The 18,422-nt window shown below is 64.2% G+C and carries 25 protein-coding genes; 5 read left to right on the forward strand and 20 right to left on the reverse strand.

The annotated features are described in order from the left end of the window. From rplX to G6N54_RS13755, 5 genes are all read right to left on the reverse strand, one after another. On the reverse strand, positions 1-318 hold the full coding sequence (rplX, locus tag G6N54_RS13735) for a 50S ribosomal protein L24 (RefSeq protein WP_163790617.1): 318 nt from the start codon (positions 316-318) through the stop codon (positions 1-3). After that, positions 319-687: a 50S ribosomal protein L14 gene (rplN, locus tag G6N54_RS13740; protein WP_003403649.1), complete on the reverse strand. Its 369-nt coding sequence runs from the start codon at positions 685-687 to the stop codon at positions 319-321. Positions 688-980: 293 nt separating this feature from the next. Then, complete coding sequence (locus tag G6N54_RS13745) at positions 981-1,934, reverse strand: DUF4436 domain-containing protein (protein ID WP_163790618.1); 954 nt, start codon at positions 1,932-1,934, stop codon at positions 981-983. Between the two features lie 135 nt (positions 1,935-2,069). After that, complete coding sequence (locus tag G6N54_RS13750) at positions 2,070-2,969, reverse strand: formylglycine-generating enzyme family protein (protein WP_163790619.1); 900 nt, start codon at positions 2,967-2,969, stop codon at positions 2,070-2,072. 39 nt (positions 2,970-3,008) lie between these two features. Then, entirely contained in the window at positions 3,009-3,911 is a 903-nt protein-coding gene (locus tag G6N54_RS13755; RefSeq protein ID WP_163790620.1) for a DUF4436 domain-containing protein, read from the reverse strand. Positions 3,912-4,374: 463 nt separating this feature from the next. On the opposite strand from G6N54_RS13755, the gene pstS reads away from it, so the two are divergent. Then, positions 4,375-5,502: a phosphate ABC transporter substrate-binding protein PstS gene (pstS, locus tag G6N54_RS13760; RefSeq protein WP_163790621.1), complete on the forward strand. Its 1,128-nt coding sequence runs from the start codon at positions 4,375-4,377 to the stop codon at positions 5,500-5,502. A gap of 30 nt (positions 5,503-5,532) precedes the next feature. Here pstS and G6N54_RS13765 read toward each other — a convergent pair whose 3' ends face one another. From G6N54_RS13765 to rpsJ, 14 genes are all read right to left on the reverse strand, one after another. Further along, positions 5,533-6,462 (reverse strand): DUF4436 domain-containing protein, encoded by a 930-nt coding sequence (locus G6N54_RS13765; RefSeq protein ID WP_163790622.1) that lies wholly within the window; start codon positions 6,460-6,462, stop codon positions 5,533-5,535. Between the two features lie 86 nt (positions 6,463-6,548). Further along, positions 6,549-7,277, reverse strand: a complete 729-nt coding sequence (locus G6N54_RS30515; protein WP_232073698.1) for a hypothetical protein — start codon at positions 7,275-7,277, stop codon at positions 6,549-6,551. Then, the gene (locus G6N54_RS13775; RefSeq protein ID WP_163790623.1) at positions 7,252-9,612 is read right to left on the reverse strand and encodes an arylsulfatase; all 2,361 of its coding nucleotides are present in this window, start codon (positions 9,610-9,612) and stop codon (positions 7,252-7,254) included. Before G6N54_RS13775 ends, G6N54_RS30515 begins: the two co-directional genes overlap by 26 nt. Before the next feature lie 141 nt (positions 9,613-9,753). Then, complete coding sequence (gene rpsQ, locus G6N54_RS13780) at positions 9,754-10,098, reverse strand: 30S ribosomal protein S17 (protein ID WP_163790624.1); 345 nt, start codon at positions 10,096-10,098, stop codon at positions 9,754-9,756. Beyond that, positions 10,098-10,343, reverse strand: coding sequence for a 50S ribosomal protein L29 (gene rpmC / locus G6N54_RS13785; RefSeq protein ID WP_163790625.1), 246 nt, complete (start codon positions 10,341-10,343; stop codon positions 10,098-10,100). The genes rpsQ and rpmC overlap by 1 nt, the downstream gene beginning before the upstream one ends. Then, positions 10,343-10,759 (reverse strand): 50S ribosomal protein L16, encoded by a 417-nt coding sequence (rplP, locus tag G6N54_RS13790; protein WP_036466709.1) that lies wholly within the window; start codon positions 10,757-10,759, stop codon positions 10,343-10,345. Before rplP ends, rpmC begins: the two co-directional genes overlap by 1 nt. Before the next feature lie 3 nt (positions 10,760-10,762). Continuing rightward, on the reverse strand, positions 10,763-11,596 hold the full coding sequence (gene rpsC / locus G6N54_RS13795) for a 30S ribosomal protein S3 (RefSeq protein WP_163790626.1): 834 nt from the start codon (positions 11,594-11,596) through the stop codon (positions 10,763-10,765). Continuing rightward, complete coding sequence (gene rplV / locus G6N54_RS13800) at positions 11,596-12,156, reverse strand: 50S ribosomal protein L22 (RefSeq protein WP_163790627.1); 561 nt, start codon at positions 12,154-12,156, stop codon at positions 11,596-11,598. Before rplV ends, rpsC begins: the two co-directional genes overlap by 1 nt. Further along, positions 12,153-12,434 (reverse strand): 30S ribosomal protein S19, encoded by a 282-nt coding sequence (gene rpsS / locus G6N54_RS13805; RefSeq protein WP_025738376.1) that lies wholly within the window; start codon positions 12,432-12,434, stop codon positions 12,153-12,155. Before rpsS ends, rplV begins: the two co-directional genes overlap by 4 nt. 29 nt (positions 12,435-12,463) lie before the next feature. Further along, positions 12,464-13,306, reverse strand: a complete 843-nt coding sequence (gene rplB / locus G6N54_RS13810; RefSeq protein ID WP_163790628.1) for a 50S ribosomal protein L2 — start codon at positions 13,304-13,306, stop codon at positions 12,464-12,466. A 29-nt stretch (positions 13,307-13,335) separates the two neighbouring features. Next, positions 13,336-13,638 (reverse strand): 50S ribosomal protein L23, encoded by a 303-nt coding sequence (gene rplW, locus G6N54_RS13815; protein WP_096284771.1) that lies wholly within the window; start codon positions 13,636-13,638, stop codon positions 13,336-13,338. Then, positions 13,638-14,294: a 50S ribosomal protein L4 gene (gene rplD, locus G6N54_RS13820; protein WP_163790629.1), complete on the reverse strand. Its 657-nt coding sequence runs from the start codon at positions 14,292-14,294 to the stop codon at positions 13,638-13,640. The genes rplW and rplD overlap by 1 nt, the downstream gene beginning before the upstream one ends. After that, on the reverse strand, positions 14,294-14,947 hold the full coding sequence (gene rplC / locus G6N54_RS13825; RefSeq protein WP_036466700.1) for a 50S ribosomal protein L3: 654 nt from the start codon (positions 14,945-14,947) through the stop codon (positions 14,294-14,296). Before rplC ends, rplD begins: the two co-directional genes overlap by 1 nt. Positions 14,948-14,962: 15 nt before the next feature. Then, entirely contained in the window at positions 14,963-15,268 is a 306-nt protein-coding gene (rpsJ, locus tag G6N54_RS13830; RefSeq protein WP_163790630.1) for a 30S ribosomal protein S10, read from the reverse strand. A gap of 397 nt (positions 15,269-15,665) precedes the next feature. On the opposite strand from rpsJ, the gene G6N54_RS13835 reads away from it, so the two are divergent. Together G6N54_RS13835 and G6N54_RS13840 are read left to right on the forward strand one after the other, a co-directional pair. After that, a complete protein-coding gene (locus tag G6N54_RS13835; protein WP_163790631.1) occupies positions 15,666-15,911 on the forward strand; it encodes a histone H1 in 246 nt (81 codons plus the stop codon). Continuing rightward, the gene (locus tag G6N54_RS13840) at positions 15,908-16,072 is read left to right on the forward strand and encodes a hypothetical protein (RefSeq protein WP_163790632.1); all 165 of its coding nucleotides are present in this window, start codon (positions 15,908-15,910) and stop codon (positions 16,070-16,072) included. Before G6N54_RS13835 ends, G6N54_RS13840 begins: the two co-directional genes overlap by 4 nt. Before the next feature lie 187 nt (positions 16,073-16,259). On the opposite strand, the gene G6N54_RS13845 is transcribed toward G6N54_RS13840, so the two are convergent. After that, positions 16,260-16,844 (reverse strand): hypothetical protein, encoded by a 585-nt coding sequence (locus tag G6N54_RS13845; protein ID WP_163790633.1) that lies wholly within the window; start codon positions 16,842-16,844, stop codon positions 16,260-16,262. Between the two features lie 13 nt (positions 16,845-16,857). Here G6N54_RS13845 and G6N54_RS13850 point away from each other — a divergent pair, with 13 nt between their 5' ends. Next, positions 16,858-17,712, forward strand: a complete 855-nt coding sequence (locus tag G6N54_RS13850; RefSeq protein ID WP_163790634.1) for an IS1 family transposase — start codon at positions 16,858-16,860, stop codon at positions 17,710-17,712. Between the two features lie 146 nt (positions 17,713-17,858). Continuing rightward, complete coding sequence (locus G6N54_RS13855) at positions 17,859-18,308, forward strand: Panacea domain-containing protein (protein WP_163790635.1); 450 nt, start codon at positions 17,859-17,861, stop codon at positions 18,306-18,308. Positions 18,309-18,422 lie beyond the last annotated feature (114 nt).

Consider the following 18,422-nt stretch of genomic DNA (forward strand, 5'->3'; position numbering starts at 1 on the left):
TCAGATGTCCTTGCCGTTGCGCTTAGAAATACGGACGCGCTTGCCGGTCTCCTCGTCGACCCGGTAGCCGACACGAGTCGGCTTACCGTCGGAGTCGACCACCATCACGTTCGAGACGTGAATCGGCGCTTCCTGGGTGACGATTCCGCCCGAGCGGGCGCCGCGCTGGTTCGTCGAAACCGCGGTGTGCTTCTTGATCGCGTTGACACCCTCGACCAGCACGCGGTCGCGGTCCGGGTAAACCTTCAGCACTTTGCCTTTGGCGCCCTTGTCCTTGCCCGCGATCACCAGGACGGTGTCGTCCTTCTTGACCTTCATCTACAAAACCTCCGGAGCCAGCGAGATGATCTTCATGAATCGCTTCTCGCGCAGTTCGCGCCCGACGGGCCCGAAGATGCGGGTCCCGCGCGGGTCGTTGTCGGGCTTGATGATTACCGCGGCGTTCTCGTCGAACTTGATATAGCTGCCGTCGGGGCGCCTGCGCTCCTTGACGGTGCGCACCACGACGGCCTTGACGACATCACCGCGCTTGACGTTGCCACCCGGGATGGCGTCCTTGACGGTGGCGACGATGACGTCACCGATGCCGGCGTAGCGTCGCGACGAGCCACCGAGCACCCGGATGCACAAGATCTCCTTGGCGCCGGTGTTGTCGGCGACCTTCAGCCGCGATTCCTGCTGAATCACTCGATCTCCTGACTGAGTTCACGTGTGCACGGCAGGAGGACACCTCGGCAAACCTCCAGAAAGCAAGGCCCACCACAAACCTGACGTGCGCGGTCTTTGTTACCGAAGGGCACGCAGGGCCTGTGACGCTTGCACGCACCAGCCGAGGTCTGCCCAAGGCAACCCCTAGAGTCTAGGTGAAGACCTGCTCAGCGCCAAATTCCTGGCCGGGCAGAGCTCGCCGGGCGCGCGACCCGCCGGCGCCGCTCGGCCGCACCCGTGTCTAGCAGCGGCGATGCCGGCCCTCGCGCGCCTCAGTCGCCTTGGCGGACCCAGGCAAGGATGTACAGACTCATCGCCACCACCAACGCGATCAGCACCCACTGCACGATGGCCTGGTCGATCCAGGAGCCCGGCGGTGGCGAGCCCGGCAGGATATTTCGCAGCGGGACGATCGCGAACAGCATCGCGGCGTACCAGGTTCCGAACGGGGGCACGAACTTTCTGCGGCCCATCACCATCGGAATGGCCACCAACAGCGCCAGGGTCGGCAGGGTGATCAGGACGACGCAGATGAAAAGGTCAAAGACCAGCGGCCCCTTGGCCCGCTTCAGCGTGATGACTAGCTGCGCGTCATCGAGACCGCGCGAGTTGACGTTGCTGGTTTCGTCGACGCGGCTGATGTCGACATCCCAGCCATCCAAGCTTCCGGTCACTTCGACCCGGGCGGGCAGTTTTTTGCGCTCATCGCCCGAGCCGATCAGGGCATCGGACGAGATTTTCTCGGTTTTGTACGTGTCGAGCGGCCAGTTGGCCGGGTCCCCGTGCGCCTCGATCGTGGTCTCGACCTGCGCGGGCGCCTTGCCCTTCGGGAACTGCAGATCCCCGAGGTCGCTCGTGGGATATAGACGCACCGCAACATCGGTGTTCAGCACGTCGAATCGCTTGTCGTACAGCGAATCCGGGGGATAAACGAGCACGTCCACCTTGAGCCGATTGGCAGTGGTTTTGAAGTCATCGAGGCGCAACTGCACGATGGTGTCGTTGCCGCCGCCCTCGCTCAGGTCCAGTGGCGGCAGCGGTCCCGCCGTCCGCTGCAAGTAGTGCACCCCGAACAGTGAGAAGGCGTAGCAGCCGATGACGACAGCCAGGATGAATGCCCCGAGTGACAGGCGCGGCCGGTGCCGGCTGAAAAAGCCGACCGGCCCCGGCTTCGACGGCTGCTCCGGCTCTGCGGACGCCTGCGTCGGAGGCGTCTCAGTGGTCATCGGTCCGGGCCGGCAACTCGCTGGCGAGGCACAGCTTGAAGGGGCGACACGGGCAGATGGTAGCGAACATCCACACCGCCGGCGCAACTAAATCCGGCGCCCTGCATAGTTCTGTCACCTGCCCGAAAGCCGTCGTTAACGCGCGGCGGCCGATCCATGGTCGGCGACGCAGCGAAATCCGATATGGGTGGTGGCGGTGTCCTGTGATTGCGGCGACCGGGCGGCCGGACGGTAGCGATGGCAGTACTCCGGCGCGCACAGGTGCGAGCCACCCTTCAGCGCCTGACTGACGGCCGGGTCCGCGGGCCCCGAGGGTGTACAGCAGGCCTTCGGTGGCTCGTCGAGCCGATGATGCGCGGAAAACTCGGTGGCCGTCCACTCCCAGACATTGCCGATCATGTCGTGCAGTCCGAACCCGTTCGGCGCAAACTCGCCCACCGGCGACGTTCCCACCCAGCCGAGCGCACCGTCGTTGCGGTACGGGAAGTCGCCCTGCCAGGTGTTGGCCATCAGTTGCCCGTCGGGTTTGGGCTCCTCGCCCCAGGCATAGGTCGTCTCGCGTCCGCCGCGCGCCGCGTACTCCCACTCCGCCTCCGTCGGCAGCCGTCGCCCCGCCCAGCGCGCGTAGGCGGCGGCGTCCGGATACGCGACCTGCACGACGGGGTGGTCGGCCCGGTCCGCGACATCGCTGTCCGGCCCGAACGGATGGCACCAACTCGCGCCGGGCACCCAGTCCCACCACTGCCGCCAGTCGCGCAGATCGACCGGGCCGGGGGTGGGACGGAAAACCATCGCACCCGCGCTCAGCTCGCCGGGATCCACACCGGGGTACAGCGCCGGGTCGATCGGCTGCTCAGCGACCGTGACATAGCCTGTGGCAGCGACGAATTCGGCAAACTGCGCGTTGGTCACCGGGTACCGCTCCACGGCGAAGGGACCCACGGTCACGGTGTGGATCGGCGCCTCTTCGGGGTAGAAGCTCGTCGAGCCCATCCGGAAGGTGCCGCCGGGGAGGTCGACCAGCTCGGTGAGCACCCCCTCAGGGTAGGCGGCGCCCGACCTGCGTTGGGCGCGCTAGTCCGATTGCTTGTACCAGGTGAACATGTAGAGGCCCATCGCCCCGACCAGCCCGATCAGCACCCAGATCACCAAGGCCTGATCAATCCACGCGCCCGGCGGCGGCGCGCCGGGGAGGAAGTTACGTATCGGGATAACGGCGAACAGCATCGCCGCGAACCAGGTGGTGAAGGGTGGCACGAATTTCCGCCGGCCCAGCGCGATCTGGATGGCCACTGCGAACGCCAAGGCCGGCAGGCTGAACAGGACCAGGCAGATACCAAGGTCGAAGATCAGCGGGCCCTTAGCCCGGTGCAACGTGATGATCACACTGTCCCCGCGGTCCGAGTCCTGGCTGGCCTCGCCGACGTGCCGGACGCTGACGTCCCAACCGTCCAGCGCACCGGTGACCTCCACCCGGGCCGGGATGTATTGGCGAGCATCCCCGGCCCCGACGAGCACGTCCGCGGAAAGCGTGTCGGTGCTGTAGCTGTCGAACGGCCAGTTACTCGGGTTGCCGTGTGCCTCGATCGTGGTGGCGACCTGTGCGGGCGACTTTCCCGCCGGGTATTGCAGGTCGCCCAGATCGTTGGGCGGATCCATCCGCACCGCGGTATCGGTCTTCAGCACGTCGAGTCGCTTGTCGAACATCGAATCCTGAGGAATCACAAGAACCTTCACCGTGAGGCGGTTGGCGATGGTCTCCAGCTTCTCCAGCCGGACCAGAACCACGGTGTCGTCGGTCGCATTGAGGTCAGGCGCCTTGATCGGGGCCCCGGACTCCGCCAGCAGGTGGAACCCGAACAACGACAGGCTGTACACCACGATGAAAGCGAAGAGCACGCCCAGACCGAGCAGCAGGCGGCCCTTCTTTTTGGGCGGTGGCGGGGCGGCGTGCGTTGGCGGGGCTTGCGTGGTCATCGGTTACCTCCACGGCGGACAACTGGCAGCAGACTCTCATAGCTGGGCAATTCCAGCTAACCCGAGACGACACGAGGTCAGATGGTAATCAACCCGTCTCAATCGCATCGAAAATGCGACTATTCGCAAACTGCCTTAGTCATCCTGTCACCTTCGGCCGACATTGCAAACTTTCAATTCATCTGATGTTTGTTTGCGCGTCGCTTCGATAACTGCGAATGTCGACGTGTGTCGAACGCGGGGTGGACATGCGCCCCGAAACCGGGCTCGCCGCCGACGCCGGGCGCCGTCTTCGCCGTCCAGGCTACCCAGGCTGCCGGAGACTGAGTGCGCACCCGCCAGGCGGCGCTCCAGTTGATGCGGTTACCCCAGCTCATCGCCGCTATGGACAACCAGCATCGCTAGACTTTGGTCACCGCCCAAGGCCGTCTCACCGGCTGTCGTTCGCGAGGAGGCAATCAACGTGAAGCACAACAAACCGGCTGCCGCCATCAGGGTGCTGACCGCGGCCGCATTGGTGATCTCAGGCTGCGGCAAGCCCCACACATCCCTTTCTTACGCCAACGGAGCGCGGGTCGATTGCGGCGGCAAACAAGACCTCGCCGCCAGCGGTTTGACGGCGCGGGCAAATGCAATGAAGCGATTCGTCGACGCATATGGGAAGGCCTGTAAGGGACAACGTCTCTCCTACACCGCAAATGCGTCAGCAGCGGGAGTCACCGACTTGCTGGCCGGCAAGACCGACTTCGCCGGCTCGGACGTACCCCTTGCCGGCGACCAATACGCGGTGGCCAAGCAGCGGTGCGGCGGCGCCGATGCCTGGAACCTGCCCGTGGTGTTCGGCCCGATCGCTATTACCTACAACCTCAACGCGATCGACTCGCTGGTGCTCGACGCGCCCACGCTGGCCAAGATTTTCAACGGCACCATCACGCGCTGGGACGATCCGGCCATCACCGCGATGAACGCGTCAATGCCGCCGGAGAACATCCATGTCGTCTACCGCGCCGACCCGTCCGGCACCACCGCACACTTTCAGGCCTACCTGCAGGCCGCCTCCGGCGGGGCCTGGGACAAGGGCACCGGCAAGACCTTCAACGGTGGCGTGGGTACCAGCGCTCACGGCAATATCGGCACCTCGGCGCAGGTGAAGAACACCGAGGGCGCGATCTCCTACAACGAGTTGTCGTTCGCGATGGACCAGGGGCTGTTCGCCGCCCAGATCAAGACTCCGGCGAGCCGGAAATCCTTGCGCCCGGTACGCATCGGGTCCGACACCGTCGGCAAGACCATCGCGAATGCCAAGATCATCGGCAAGGGCAACGACCTAGTGCTGGACACCGCGCCCTTTTACAACCCCACCCAGCCAGACGTGTACCCGATCGTGATGGTTACCTACGAGATCGTCTGCTCGAAATACCCCGACCCCGCCGTCGGCCAAGCGGTCAAGGCGTTCCTGCAAGCGGCCGTCGGGCCGGGCCAGGCCGACCTCGACAAAAACGGCTACATCCCGCTGCCGCCCGACTTCCAATCGAGGGTCTTCACCGCTATCGACGCCATCACCTCGGCGTCGATAGAGAATGTGCGGTAAGGCTTTTCGCGCTCTAGGTCTTCCGCGGCGTCAGGTCTTGTTCGGCGTCTTTCGATCTCGATGCCGCCACCAGGCCGAGACGAAGATCGTCATGGCGGCGACCAGGCCGATCAACACCCACAGCACGACGGCTTGGTCGATCCAGGAACCGTACGGTGGATTGCCGGGCAGGATATTGCGCAGCGGGACGATGGCGAACAGCATCGCGCCGTACCAGGTGATGAACGGCGGGAGGAACGACGTCCTGCCCAACGCCATTGGGATGGCCACCCACATCGCCAGAATCGGCAGAGTGATCAGCACCAGGCACACGCCGACATCGAAGATCAGCGGGCCCTTGGCCCGGTGCAGCGTGATGACCACATCATCCATCACATTGGAATCGGCGTCGTCGGGGTCGTGAATGCGGGTGACGGTGGCGTCCCAGCCGTCCAGCTTCCCGGTGACTTCCACACGTGCGGGGGACTTTTCGCGGTTCTGGCCGGTTCCGGTGAAGACGTCGGCGGCGATGATACCCGTTTTGTAGGAGTCGAACGGCCAGTTACCGGGATCGCCCTGTGCCTGGATGGTGGTGGAGACCTGCGCCGGCGCTTTTCCTACCGGGTACTGCAGATCGCCCAGGTCGTTGTCGGGATACAGTCGCACCGCCGCGTCGGTGGTCAGCACCCCGAAGTTCTTGTCGTACAACGAATCCTTCGGGTACACAAGCACATTCACGGTCAGGCGATTCGCCACGGTTTTTAGCTCGCTGAGATTCACCTGCACGACACTGTCCTCGGCCTCGACCTTGCTGAAATCCACCGCGGGCAGCGGCGGCGCGGACTTGGCCAACAGGTGCACCGCTATCAGCGAGAGGACGTAGACACAGACCAGGGCTACGAGAATCCCGAAAGCTATTGCGACTTGCCGCCCGCGCGAATCTGGTTTCGACGGCGGCAGCGGCGGAGCTTCAGCGGTCATCGGACATCACCACCACGACTAGAACGGATAGTTTGCGCCATTCCCAGCAGGCACGGGGTCAGATGCTAGCAGTCGGGCGCCCCTTTTCAGGGGATAACGACCGCAAATTGCTGCATCACCGTGGATTTCGCCGCGCTGTGCCCCGGCGCACTCGCAGGACCCTCCAGATGGATCACCACCAGAAAGGCCTTGGTGTTCGTCCAGATGTGAGTGATGCGGTCGGCGAAGGCGACCCCACCGGCTCCGCCGCTGAGCAATTGACTGCTGTATCCGCAGAACTGAGCCGCCTCGACGCTGACCTGGACGCCGGGCGTGGCGGTGCGCAGGTCGGCGCCGTAGCGCAGGAACGCGCCGCCGGGCTCGAGATCGGTCGGGGCGATCGTCACCTTCGCCGATAGCCCGTCGGGCCCGGTCGCGGTCAGTGCCACATCACCGTCACCCGGCGCCGAGCTCCAGCCGTCGGGCAGCGGCACCGTGAGCTTGGGCGCCACCGGATCCGACACCGATGCCGCGGTCATGCGGCCGTTGCCGGTGGCAGCCGGCAGGCAGGCCAAGGCGTTGGGCGGAATATGGTCGGGAGGTGTGGCCTCGACGCCGGGCACCGGCTCGGCCGGGTCGGATCTGCGCGGTTTCGTCGTAGAAGTCGGCGCCGAGGACGCGGTCGACGCCGTCGTGCTGGCCCGAACGGCGTTGCCGCCGATGGTTTTTCCGCATCCGACGACCCCACCTGCCAGCGCACAGATCACGCCCGCGGCGGCAAGCGTGACAAGCCCAGCCAGTCGTGAGTGTTCAGTCTCGCGAAAATGCAAGCGCAAGTTCGGATTCCACGTCTTGGTAGGGTCGCCCGGACAAGTCGATGGTGACCGCGGCAATGGTTCCGCCGGTGAAGACGAACGGCGCCTTGTACCGGCTGGACACTCCAGACCCGCCGTTTCGGCCGACGGTGATGCCGGCCCCCGCCAATCCGAAGGTGCCAGGGTGGGTAGTTACATCCGCGAGTGTGCCGACCACCTGGTCGTCGATGAACAGGGAGACGTCACCCAGCGGAGTATGGCTCTTCGGCACGGTCCCGGTGCGGGCGTAACTGGCGCCGAAAAGGTGCCTGCCCAACGGCACCGCGGCCGAAGAGGACACTAGCTGCTGGCGCTCGCCCAGGAAGTTGTAGACGTAGTGCAGGCGTCCGTCCTGAATGAACAGCACATGCCCGCCATGCGCACCGCCCTGCTTGTACAGCACGCCTTCGGCGCCGGTGGTATCCAGCGTCACGTCGGCCAGCAACACGAACGAGCGGCCACGAATCTCAGCGGCGGCACCGATGCCCACGTCGGCGCAGTCCGGATAGTAGATGTAACTGTCCCGTTCGCCGACCAGGTAGGGCCGGAATCTGGTCAGCGTCTCCATCATATTAAGGTCGCCCAACGGCAACCCGTTGTACTTGGCGGCTTCGGAAAACCACAGCGCCTTGAGCTCTTCCAGCTTCTCTGGTTGCTCGGCGGCCAAATCATGGCACTGGCTGCGATCGGCCTCGATGTGGAATAGCTCCCAGCGATCGGCGTCGAAGCGCGACCAGCCCGCCGGCGAGGCGGCATGCACGGTGTTGGCGAACCAGCCCTGATGCCAGATACCGCGCGTCCCAAGCATCGTGTAGAACTGCGTCTGCTTGCCGGTGTCGGCTGTTGAATCCGCAAGTGCCGCTTTGAAGCTCACGCCGTCCAGTGGCTTCTGCGGGATGCCCTTCACGGTGTCCGGCGGCGTCATGTTCAGCAGGTCATAGATCGTCGGGGTGATGTCGGCAACGTTGACATAGTTGTCGCGGAACTCGCCGTGTGCGGTAATTCCGTTGGGCCAGGACACGATTGCGGTGTCGGCGATACCGCCTTCGTGCGAGGCGTAGCGCTTGTAGAGCTTGTAGGGCGTGTTGAATGCCATCGCCCAGCCGATCGGGTAATGGTTGTAGGTCTCCGGCCCGCCGAGGTGGTCGAAGAGCTTCATGCTCTCCTCGACGGTGTCGATGTAACCGTTGAAGAACTTGCCCTCGTTCACCGATCCGTTCGGACCCCCCTCACCGCTGGCGCCGTTATCGGAGATCACCACGATGATCGTGTTGTCCAGCTGGCCGGATTCCTTGAGATAGTCCAGGATTCGACCGATCTGGGCGTCGGTGTAGCTCAGGAAGCCGGCGAACACCTCGGCCATCCGCGAAAACAGCTTGCGCTCTTCATCGTTGAGCGAGTCCCAGGGGCGAACCGTGTCCTGCAGCGGCCACGGCTCACCGTTGGGCCCCTTGACGTCGAGATACGGGTTGACGGGCGACAATTCGGTGTCGGGGGGCACCACGCCCAGCGACTTCTGCTTCTCCAGGACGATTTCGCGGTAGCGCTCGTAGCCCATATCGAACTTGCCGGCGTACTTGTCGGCCCATTCCTTGAACACGTGATGCGGGGCGTGTCCCGCACCGGGGCACACATAGCTGAACCACGGCTTGTCCGGCGCGATTACCTTTGCGTCGCGGATGAATTCGATCGTCTTGTCGGCGAGGTCCTTGGACAGATGGTAGCCGTCCTCCGGGGTGCCGGGCGGGTTCACCGGGTGGTTGTCATAGACCAGGTCGGGGTACCACTGGTCGGTCTCGCCCCCCATGAACCCGTAGAACCGCTCGAAGCCGCGTGAGGTAGGCCAGTGCCGCTTCGTCGAGGCCATGCTGCATTCCTCGAGCGGCGTCAGGTGCCACTTGCCGACACAGTAAGTGTTGTAACCACGTTCGGCGAGCACCTCGGAGACCAACGCGGTATCGGTTGGGATCCGGCCGCTGCAGTTCGGGAAACCGTCGGTGAATTCTTCGATGGTGGCCATGCCCACCGTGGTGGCGTTACGGCCGGTCAGCAGTGAGGCGCGGGTCGGCGAGCACAGCGCGGTGGTATGAAATTGCGATAGCCGAATGCCTCGCTCGGCAATCCGCGTCATCGCGGGCATCTCGACCAGGCCGCCGAAGCAGTCCCAGGTGGCGATGCCGGTGTCGTCCCAGACCAAGTACAGGATGTTCGGCGAATTCTCCGGAGCTGTCGGCGCCGCGTACGGGCCCCAATCCGGTTCCGAATCGCGAATGTCCAGCTCGATCTTGCCGTTGAAGTCACGTGATTCAGGGGACATGCGCCGAGCGTAACGCCACGGCGAGAATTCCGATCTTTTTTCGCCCTGGCGCTGCCCCCGCAAGCGGGCGGTGCCCCCGGCTCTCGGGCGAAGCAAACGCCCGAGACCATGAGGCCTCGGGCGTTTCTTGTCGATCGGGAGTTACTTGGCCTTTTCCAGCACCTCGACTAGGCGCCACCGCTTGGTGGCCGAAGTCGGGCGCGTCTCCATCAGCGAGACGCGGTCGCCGACGCCGGCGACGCTGTTCTCGTCGTGCGCCTTGACCTTCTTGGTCGTCCGGATGATCTTGCCGTACAGCGCGTGACGCATACGGTCTTCCAGCTCGACCACGATGGTCTTCTGCATCTTGTCGCTCACCACGTAGCCGATACGCGTCTTGCGGCGGCCACGCGTCTTCGGGTTCGCCGGGGTGTGCTGCGGGCCCTTCTCTTTCGAAGCGCCATCCGCCGCAGCGGCCTTCTTGGGGGCGGCCTTAGCTTCTGCCATCACGATTCCTTATTTCCGTCGGATCCATCAGGACCGCTGGCCAGGCCCAGCTCTCGTTCACGCAGCACCGTGTACACACGGGCGATTTCCGAACGCACCGTGCGCAGCCGGCGGTTGTTGCTGAGCTGTCCCGTCGCCATCTGGAAACGGAGGTTGAACAGCTCCTCCTTCGATTCGCGCAGGCGGTCGGTTAGCTCCTCGTTGGTGAGCTCGCGCAGTTCGCCAGGCGAAATACCCACTGCCATCAGAACTGGTCCTCTCGGGTGATGATGCGTGCCTTGATCGGCAGCTTGTGGATTGCTCGGGTGAGCGCCTCGCGGGCGGTCTGCTCGTTGGGGTAGCTGAGCTCGAACAGCACCCGGCCCGGCTTGACGTTGACCACCCACCACTCCGGCGAGCCCTTACCCGAACCCATCCGGGTTTCCGCGGGCTTCTTGGTCAACGGGCGGTCGGGGAAGACGTTGATCCACACCTTGCCGCCACGCTTGATGTGCCGGTTGATCGCGATACGAGCGGACTCGATCTGCCGGTTGGTGACGTAGGCGTGCTCGAGGGCCTGGATCCCGAAGTCGCCGAAGTTCACCTGGGTGCCACCGCTGGCGATGCCTCGCTGGCGTGGATGGTGCTGCTTGCGGTGCTTAACTCTGCGGGGAATCAACATGATTCAGCTCTCCGTGCTCTGCGGTTCGGGGGCAGGCGCACTTTCGGTCGGAGCCGCGGCGGTCTCTTCGGCGCCCGCGGCCCGTCCAGCCTCGGTGCTGGTGGCCGTGGTACCCGATGCACCGCTGCGGCGTGGGCGGGTGCCCGACGGCCGTTCGCGGCGCGGACGGTCGGCGCCCGCCGGTGTGGCTGCGGCCAATTCGCGCTTGCCGCCGACGATGTCGCCCTTGTAAATCCACACCTTCACACCGATCCGGCCGAAGGTGGTCTTGGCCTCGTAGAGGCCGTAGTCGATGTCGGCGCGCAGCGTGTGCAGCGGAACCCGGCCCTCGCGGTAGAACTCCGAACGGCTCATCTCGGCGCCACCGAGGCGGCCCGAGCACTGCACCCGGATGCCCTTGACGTTGGGCTGACGCATCGCCGACTGAATCGCCTTACGCATAGCGCGACGGAACGCCACGCGGTTGCTCAGCTGCTCGGCAACGCCCTGGGCCACCAATTGTGCTTGCGACTCCGGGTTTTTCACCTCGAGGATGTTCAGCTGGACCTGCTTGCCGGTCAGCTTCTCCAGGTCTGCACGGATCCGGTCGGCCTCGGTGCCGCGGCGGCCGATGACGATGCCGGGACGCGCGGTGTGGATGTCGACCCGGACGCGGTCGCGGGTGCGCTCGATCTCCACGTCGGCGATGCCGGCGCGCTCGAGACCGGTCGACAGCAGCCGGCGGATCGCCACGTCTTCCTTGACGTAGTCGGCGTACTGCTTGTCGGCGTACCAGCGGGACTTCCAATCGGTGGTGATCCCCAGCCGGAAGCCGTGCGGATTGATCTTCTGGCCCACTAGTCTGAGCCTCCCTTCGCGTCAGAAGTCTCAGACGTCTTGGCTTCAGATTGCGGCGCAGCCTTTTTCGCGGGTGCCTTCTTGGCGGGCGCCTTGGCCTTCGGGGCAGATCCAGCCTTCTTAGCCGCCGGCGCCTTCGCGGCGGCCTTGCTGCCCTCTGCGCGGCGAGCCCGCGACGACTTCGACGACTGCTGGTCCTTGCTCGGGCGGCTTTCCACCACGACGGTGATGTGGCTGGTGCGTCGGCGGATCCGGAACGCCCGACCCTGGGCGCGCGGACGGATGCGCTTGGCGGTGGGGCCCTCGTCGGCGTAGACCGACGCGACCACCAGGGTCGCCGGGTCCAGGCCATCGTTGTTCTGCGCGTTGGCCGCGGCGCTGGCGATCACCTTGGCGACCGGCTCGCTGGCGGCCTGCGGCGCCCAGCGCAAGATGTCGAGCGCGTCGGCCACCGACTTGCCGCGCACCAGGTCGATGACCCTGCGCGCCTTAGTCGGCGAAACTCGCACGAACCGTGCTTTGGCGACGGCCGACCGATATTCAGTCGTCGTGGTGCTCATCGGCGCTTGGCCTTTCGGTCGTCCTTGATGTGGCCCTTGAAGGTGCGCGTCGGCGCGAACTCACCGAGCTTGTGGCCGACCATCGCCTCGGTGACGAACACCGGGACGTGCTTGCGGCCATCGTGCACCGCGAAGGTGTGGCCAATGAAGTCGGGAATGATCGTCGAACGGCGCGACCAGGTCTTGATGACCTGCTTGCTGTTCTTCTCGTTCTGTACGTCCACCTTCTTGAGCAGGTGGTCGTCGACGAACGGTCCCTTTTTCAGGCTGCGTGGCATCTGCTGGTACTCCTAGTCCTGGGACTTCCTCAGCGCCCGTGCTTCTTGCCGGTGCGCCGGCGTCGGACAATGAGCTTGTTACTGGCCTTGTTCGGCTGACGGGTACGGCCCTCGGGCTTACCCCACGGGCTGACCGGGTGACGACCACCTGAGGTCTTGCCCTCACCACCACCGTGCGGGTGGTCCACCGGGTTCATCACGACACCACGGACGGTCGGACGCTTGCCCTTCCAGCGCATACGACCGGCCTTGCCCCAGTTGATGTTCGCCTGCTCGGCGTTGCCCACCTCGCCGACGGTGGCGCGGCAGCGCACGTCGACGCGGCGGATCTCACCACTGGGCATACGCAGCGACGCGTAGGTGCCTTCTTTACCGAGCAGCTGGATGCTGGATCCGGCCGACCGCGCCATTTTCGCGCCACCGCCCGGCCGCAGCTCCACGGCGTGGACCAACGTACCGGCCGGGATGTTGCGCAGCGGCAAGTTGTTACCCGGCTTGATGTCGGCGTTGGCACCGGACTCCACAACGTCGCCTTGCGAGAGACCCTGTGGGGCAATGATGTAGCGCTTTTCCCCATCCAGGAAGTGCAGCAGCGCGATGTTCGCGGTGCGGTTCGGGTCGTATTCGATGTGCGCGACCTTGGCGTTGACGCCGTCCTTGTCGTTGCGCCGGAAGTCGATCTCCCGGTAGGCGCGCTTGTGGCCACCACCCTTGTGCCGAGTGGTGATGCGGCCGTGCGCATTGCGTCCGCCGTGACCGTGCAACGGGCGCACCAGCGACTTCTCCGGCTCCGTCCGAGTGATCTCGGCGAAGTCGGACACGCTCGCGCCGCGGCGACCGGGGGTCGTCGGCTTGTATTTGCAAATTGCCATGTCTTATCAGGTCTTTCTCTCGCGCGCGGCTAGGCCGGTGCTCCGAACAGGTCAATCGGCTTGCTGCCCGCGGCCAGGGTGACAATCGCGCGCTTGGTGCCCTTGCGCTTGCCAAACCCGGTCCGGGTGCGCTTCCGCTTGCCCTGCCGGTTCGCGGTGTTCACCGATGCGACCTTGACGGAGAAGATCTTCTCGATAGCGATCTTGATCTGCGTCTTGTTCGAATCGGGGTGCACCACAAAGGTGTACACGTTGTCGTCGAGCAGTCCGTAGGACTTCTCCGAGATGACCGGAGCCAGAATGATGTCGCGTGGGTCAGTGACGGTCGCCATCAGGCCGAAACCTCCTCGGTGCTAGCCGTATTCGCCGCGATGTAGGCGTTGAGCGCCTCGACGCTGAACACCACGTCGTCGGCACGCAGCACGTCATAGGTGTTGAGCTGACCCGGCGCCAGGATGTGCACACCGGGAAGGTTGCGCACGCTCTTGGCACCGGCCTCATCGGTGCTGCCGATGACGACCAGCACCTGCTTGCGATCGGTCAGCGTGCTCAGAAATGCCTTGGCGCTCTTGGTCGACGGAGTCTGGCCCGACACCAGCTCGGTGATCGCGTGGATGCGGCCGTTGCGGGCCCGATCCGACAGCGCCCCGCGCAGAGCGGCGGCGATCATCTTCTTCGGGGTGCGCTGGCTGTAGTCGCGCGGCTTGGGGCCGTGCACGGTGCCACCGCCGGTGAACTGCGGGGCACGGGTCGAACCCTGCCGCGCACGTCCGGTGCCCTTCTGCCGGTACGGCTTGCGGCCACCACCGCTGACCTCGCCGCGGGTCTTGGTCGAGTGCGTGCCCTGGCGAGCCGCCGCGCGCTGCGCGGTGACCACCTGGTGCATCAACGCGATATTGGCTGGGGCGTCGAACAATGCGGCGGGCAGCTCGATCGAGCCGTCGACCTTGCCGTCCGGCGTCTTGACGTCAATCTTCTGGGCTGCCATTACTTCTCACCTCGTTTGATCGCGGTGCGAACCACAACAAGTCCGCCGGTGCGGCCGGGGACCGCACCCTTGATCAACAGCACGCCGTTCTCGGCATCCACCTTGTGCACCACCAGGTTCTGCACGGTCACCCGGTCATTACCCATCCGACCCGCCATCCGCGTGCCCTTGAAGACACGCGCGGGAGTGGCGCAGCCACCGATGGAACCCGGACGACGGTGCACCGCCTGGGCACCGTGGCTGGCGCCCTGACCGCGGAAGCCATGACGCTTCATGGTTCCGGCGAAGCCCTTGCCCTTGGAGGTACCGGTCACGTCGACATAGGCGCCGTCGGCGAAGATCTCCGCCGTCAGCTCCTGGCCGACCTCGTATTCGGCGGCCGCCTCCGGGTTGTCCAGGCGCAGCTCGGCCAGGTGCCGGCGCGGGTTGACGCCCGCGGCGGTGTACTGACCCGTGACGGGCTTGTTGACCTTGCGTGGGCTGATTTCGCCATAGGCCAACTGCACGGCGCTATAACCGTCGAGTTCCGGGGTGCGGATCCGCGTGACCACGTTGGGCCCCGCCTTGACCACAGTCACCGGCACGACCCGGTTGTTCTCGTCGAACACCTGCGTCATGCCCAGCTTGGTACCCAGAATGCCTTTTCTTGCCATGAGTTCGCCGATCCCCTACTGGATGTTGACGTCGACACTGGCCGGCAGATCGATGCGCATCAAAGCGTCAACGGTCTTCGGCGTCGGATCAAGAATGTCGATCAACCGCTTGTGGGTGCGCATCTCGAAGTGCTCCCGCGAGTCCTTGTACTTGTGCGGGGAGCGGATGACGCAATACACATTCTTCTCGGTCGGCAGCGGCACCGGCCCTACGACGCTGGCACCCGCACGGACGACGGTCTCGACGATCTTGCGCGCCGAGGCGTCAATAGCCTCATGGTCGTAGGCCTTAAGCCTGATGCGGATCTTCTGTCCCGCCACGCTTCTCCTACCCTCACTCCTCTTGAGGCCCGGGCATCCGGGCCTGGTGCCACCGGCGCGCCGACTCGAACCAGCCCAGCTGGGGCCGATCGAGCGCTGCGCCGGATACTGCGCCGCTGTTTACCTGTCGTGGTTCACCGGCCCCCGCGGTCGGGCGTGTCACCCTCACACAGCCTTGTTCGCGGACAAAATAGTCGCTCCAAGGATGGGACCGGACGCGCCCGTTTGAGCGCTGGTCGTATACCCAGCCAGGCGCAAACCCGGCTCAAGGCAACCCGAACAGTATGCCCTAGATCATGGCTATGGCCAAATCCCGGGAGCGTGCGGTAGTGGGTCAGTTTGAATCAATGTTTCGTAGCCCGGGTAGGATTGTCCGCGCCGCCGCTACGCTGGGGTTATGCCTGAACGGTCTCGCAAACGCCCACGCGACCTGAACGCGCTCGCTGCCGCCATCGTCGGTGAGGCAACGGGCGAAGACGCTGAGCCCGAATGGCACACCGACGGTAACGACCCGAGTGCCGTTGAGCGCGGCCGAGCAGGCGGCTTGAAAGGCGGCAAAGCCCGCGCAGACAAGCTCACCCCCGAACAGCGGTCAGAGATCGCGAAACATGCCGCAGCCGCACGCTGGCACTCGGAGGCGTGACACCGCGCGAATACCGGGTGCTCGAAGCCGTCCGATCCGAAGCCGAGGGATTGAGGTTTGCGGTAGTTGAAATCGCGGATGATGAAGCCCGCGAGGTGGCGCGGTTCTATCGTCGCGACGAGGCCGACATCTACGCTGCTTGGCGTCTTCGCGAAAGCTAAAGGCCAGTTCGCTGGCATATGTCGTATAATTATCGGTAGAGACAACTACATCAGGCCCCAAAGATAGGGGCCGGTGACGCCCGCCCTGCCAGACGTAACGCCACCGGCCGATTCGCCGGTCGGGTGCTCGAGTTCACCCGACCGACTTCCACTAAAGGGTTGCTGGGGTTGGAAGCCAGGTTCCCCTCTAGGGCAAACCTCCCATCTCTTGGGATGAGCTGTCAGGCTCCTCGCCTACCTCAACCCCGGTGGTGACCGGGGTTGAGGAGTCTCTTAGGGCAAAGCGCCCTCGCCCTTTCTTGATGAGCCCGTGTGAGCCAGCGGCCGCGTAGTTGCCAGCTGCGTAGTAGAGCGCGTTCCGCACGCTTCCGGCCCCAACCTGCAGGCCATTCTCCCTCAGGCGAGCGATGACCTCGTCGGCGTCAAGTACGGCGTCCGGATCATCCAAGAAGACCTGGACAACCTGATCGGTGAGGGATGCCTTTGTTGACTTCCCCGTAGAAGGTTGACCATGCACCACCGCACTTCTGACGGCGAAAGCGTATTTGAGGAGCTGCTCGGTGTGCTGCCGCAGCGCGCGAAGTTCAGCTAGGCGGCGTTCAGCGTCAAGGATGTCTTGATCGAGCTGCGCGGCCAGCGCCGGGAGATCAACTCCAGAGGCCGATGCGGTGGTCATGACTCCAGGATACACGATTTTTTTGAAATCCGACGGGATCTTCAAATCCTGAGTGTTGAATTTTGAAAATTGTCTTGGAACTGGCCCTTTGGTCAAGCATAATTGAGGCATGGTCAACCGGCTCTCCACCGATAAGCGGGCGCAGATCGTGTCCTGCCTGTGCGAGGGCATGTCCATCCGCGCCACTGTGCGCGTGACAGAGGCGGCGAAAAACACCATCACCAAACTTCTGGTCGAACTTGGTGCGGCGTGCGCCGCATACCAAGACGCGGCACTATTTGACTTGCCCTGCAAGAACATTCAGTGCGATGAGATCTGGTCTTTCTGCTACAGCAAGCAGAAAAACGTGCCCGATGAGCACCAGGGCGAGTTTGGTTACGGCGACGTGTGGACATGGACGGCGTTGTGCGCCGACACCAAACTGGTCCCCACCTGGCTCGTGGGTGAGCACACCGCATTCGATGCGGAAATGTTCATACGCGACCTGGCCCGTCGGCTCGCCAATCGGGTCCAGCTCACCACCGATGGCCTGCGCCTGTACATCAACGCTGTTGAGAACACCTTCCACGGCGACATCGACTACGCGATGCTGCACAAGATCTACAACATGCCAGCCGGTGTTGAAAACGAGCGTCGGTACAGCCCGGCCGTCTGCACCGGGATCGACGTGCGCAGCATCAACGGCAACCCTGACCTGTCCAAGGCCAGCACGTCCTACGTGGAGCGCCAGAACCTCACCATGCGGATGGGTATGCGCCGATACACAAGGCTCACAAACGCTTTCAGCAAGAAAGTTGAGAACCTGGCACACGCGGTGTCGCTGCACTACATGTACTACAACTTCGCGCGGCCCCACCAGACGCTCACTAAGGACAACGGCGGCAAGAAGACCACTCCCGCGATGGCCGCAGGGATCGCCAACCGTGTCTGGACCTACCGCGACATCGCAGCCCTACTCGACTAGAAGGCGTTCAACGGCATCGCTCTTAGGGTATCCAGCACGGCGGGGCGCGGAACTTACATGACTATTGGGACAAATTGCACCCAGGATCAGAGGGCTTGACATACCGTCGTGCCATACTGGCGCCAAGCAGGCGAAAGGAGGTTGTGATGGCGGACTACACGGCACGAGAGATCGCAGAATGGTTCTTGGCGTGGGCCGATGACACTGAGGCCGACATCTCTAACCTGAAGCTGCAGAAGTTGCTGTACTACGCACAAGGTCACTACCTAGCGACGAGTGGCAAGCCCCTCTTCGATGACGAGATCCAGGCTTGGGCACACGGGCCGGTTGTTCCAGCGGTCTATCACGCCTTCAAGAGTTACGGCCGCGGCCCAATCGATTTCGATGAAATAGGCGAGGACTTCGATTGGGACCGGTTCAAAGGTGTTGAAGAATTCGTGCTTCACATCTGGGGTAGGTACGGAAGCCTCGCGGCGTGGACGCTGCGTGAGAAAACGCATCGAGAGCCGCCCTGGCGTGATGCGTTCGAGGATGGCGTGCGCCATACCGGTATTGCGCATAACAGTATGCGCGCCTACTTCCTGACGGTGTCCTGAAGCATTGCTACCGAAGCCAAAGAAGGGCAACAAGCCCGGACAGGTTCCAGCGACTGATCCCGCCGACGGAGGAAAGGCGCCCGGCGCTGGCTATCCCGTGCTGTGCCTCCGCCA

This window comes from Mycobacterium stomatepiae, from assembly GCF_010731715.1.
GTDB lineage: Bacteria > Actinomycetota > Actinomycetes > Mycobacteriales > Mycobacteriaceae > Mycobacterium > Mycobacterium stomatepiae.